At 62.7% G+C, this 2,483-nt stretch carries 4 protein-coding genes; all 4 read left to right on the forward strand.

Annotation, left to right across the window (positions count from 1 at the left end; all coding sequences use genetic code 11):
* Positions 1 to 678 (forward strand): zinc-binding dehydrogenase (locus AC1DT2_RS20585; RefSeq protein ID WP_477298396.1); only part of this gene is annotated, 678 nt, incomplete at its 5' end.
* 8 nt (positions 679 to 686) lie between these two features.
* Positions 687 to 1,103 carry a ketosteroid isomerase-related protein gene (locus AC1DT2_RS20590; protein WP_477298397.1) on the forward strand — a complete coding sequence of 139 codons (417 nt, stop codon included), beginning with the start codon at positions 687 to 689 and terminating at the stop codon, positions 1,101 to 1,103.
* A gap of 64 nt (positions 1,104 to 1,167) precedes the next feature.
* Positions 1,168 to 2,154 carry an MBL fold metallo-hydrolase gene (locus tag AC1DT2_RS20595; RefSeq protein ID WP_477298399.1) on the forward strand — a complete coding sequence of 329 codons (987 nt, stop codon included), beginning with the start codon at positions 1,168 to 1,170 and terminating at the stop codon, positions 2,152 to 2,154.
* A 32-nt stretch (positions 2,155 to 2,186) separates the two neighbouring features.
* Positions 2,187 to 2,411, forward strand: coding sequence for an RNA-binding S4 domain-containing protein (locus tag AC1DT2_RS20600; RefSeq protein ID WP_477298400.1), 225 nt, complete (start codon positions 2,187 to 2,189; stop codon positions 2,409 to 2,411).
* Positions 2,412 to 2,483 lie beyond the last annotated feature (72 nt).

The following is a 2,483-nucleotide window of genomic DNA, read 5'->3' on the forward strand; positions in this document are numbered from 1 at the left end:
GTGTTGCCGGAGATTTCCCTGGCGAAGATCAGCAAGGAGGCGCCGCTGGAGAAGGTCTGCCTTTTGGGCTGCGGGATCACCACGGGCATCGGTGCCGTGCTGAATACGGCCAAGGTGGAACCCGGCTCGACCGTGGCCGTCTTCGGCATGGGCGGCATCGGCCTCTCGGTGGTGCAGGGTGCGGTCATGGCCAAGGCCTCGCGCATCATCGTGATCGACACCAATCCGTCGAAGTTCGAGATGGCGAAGATGCTGGGTGCCACCGACTGCATCAATCCGCGCGACTACCCGGACACGCCGATCCAGCAGGTCATCGTCGACCTGACCGACGGCGGCGTCGACTATTCGTTCGAGTGCATCGGCAGCGTCGACGTGATGCGCGCCGCGCTCGAGTGCTGTCACAAGGGCTGGGGCGAGTCGATCATCATCGGTGTCGCCGGCGCCGGCCAGGAAATCCGCACACGCCCGTTCCAGTTGGTCACCGGGCGCGTCTGGCGCGGTTCGGCGTTCGGTGGCGTGAAGGGCCGCAGCCAGCTGCCAGGATACGTAGACCGTTATATGGGTGGTGAGATCAAGATCGATCCGATGATCACGTATACGATGGGGCTGGAAGACATCAATCGCGCCTTCGACCTCATGCACGAGGGCAAGGCCATCCGCTCCGTCATCATTTACTGAGCTTGCCGATGAATGCATCGATCGACCTGATCCGCCGGTATCACGAGGCATTCAACCGTGCCGACTGGCCAGGCATGCTGGCCCTGTTGGACGAGCACGTCATTCATGACCTGAACCAGAGCGGCCGCGAAGTCGGGCGTGAATGTTTCGCTGCTTTCCTCCAGCGTACGACCGCCAGCTACGACGAGCAGCTTAAAAACGTCGTGGTCATGGTCAACGAGACCGGCACCCGGGCGGCGGCGGAATACATCATCCACGGTGTGTACAAAGCTACCGACGAAGGGCTTCCTCTCGCTCAGGGCCAGTCGTATGCCATGCCCGGGGGTGCTTTCTTCGACATCGCCGATGGCAGGATCCTGCGGGTCAGCAACTACTACAACCTCGAGGACTGGCTCTCCCAGATACGTCGGATCGATGTCGACTGAGCCTTGAACGAGTGGGCAACGGGCCGCAGGTCTTCTGCGACCCGTTTCTCATTCAAGGTTGAGCATGGCTTGGACGAACCCGTTCTTTGACCGTTCCAAGGAACACCACACACCGGAAGGATTCCGCAACCTCGAGCCGGACATCCGGCCGCCCGGCGGGCTCAAGCGCTGGCGTCGGGAGCGCAAGGAGCAACAGCTGCCCCGTCCACCCGATGCCGGCTACGAAGCCTTTGCCCGGCGCTGGTGGCAGACTGCTAACTTCGATGGCCATCAGGATGCCGCTTGGTGGCTGGGTCACGCCACTGTCCTGGTGCGGCACCAGGGGCTTACGGTGCTCACCGATCCGGTTCTGGGCCAACGCGCCTCGCCGCTCTCGTTTGCAGGGCCGGCGCGCCGCACGATAACGCCCGTCGACGTGGCTGGCCTGCCTGCCATCGACGTCGTGGTGATCTCGCACAACCATTACGATCATCTCGATAGCGCGACGGTGCACGCGCTCGCCCGGCGTTTCCCTCAGGCCGTTTTCCTCGTACCGCTAGGGTTGAAGCGCTGGTTCGACAAGGCGGGCATCGGCAACGTCCGAGAGCTGGACTGGTGGGCGAGCACCGAGGTTCGGGGTGCCATGTTCACCTTCGTACCGGCGCGTCACTGGAGTGCGCGAACGCTGTGGGATCGTAATCGCTCGCTCTGGGGTGGCTGGGTCATGAACCATCAGCGCTTCCGTTTCTGGTTCGCGGGCGACACGGGCTATTCCGACAAGCTCGCCGAGATCGGTCGGCGGGCCGGTCCGATCGACCTTGCCGCCATTCCCATTGGCGCTTATGCGCCTCGCTGGTTCATGCAGGGGCAGCACGTCGACCCCGCACAGGCGGTCCAATTGCACCAGGAGATCGGCTGCAAGCGCTCCATCGCGATCCATTGGGGCGTGTTCGAACTGGCCGATGACCAGCTGGATGAGCCGCCGCAGCTGCTCGGCGAGGCACTGGCGGAGGCGGGCCTGACGGAGGAGGACTTCATGCTCCTYAACATTGGTGGCCGAATTGCGCTCTAATGGCAGACCCGATCATCCGAAAGCCGCCCGCCATGTCGTTTCATGAATTCCGCCTCGAAGGCGAGTATGTCGAACTCAACCTGCTGCTGAAGCTCGCCGGTCTCGCCGAGAGCGGTGGTCAAGGCAAGCGTTTCGTCGCCGATGGCCTGGTGACGGTCGACGGTGTCGTCGAATTGCGCAAGACGCACAAGGTACGTGCCGGTCAAGTGGTGAAGTTCGGTGAAGAAGAGATCAGCGTATTGCCCGAAGTCGACTGAACCCAGCGGCACGCACAAAAAAACCCGGCGCTTCGCAGCGCCGGGTTTTTTCGTTCATGCGCGTGAGATTAC

The organism is Luteibacter sp. P4_E6, assembly GCF_056401535.1.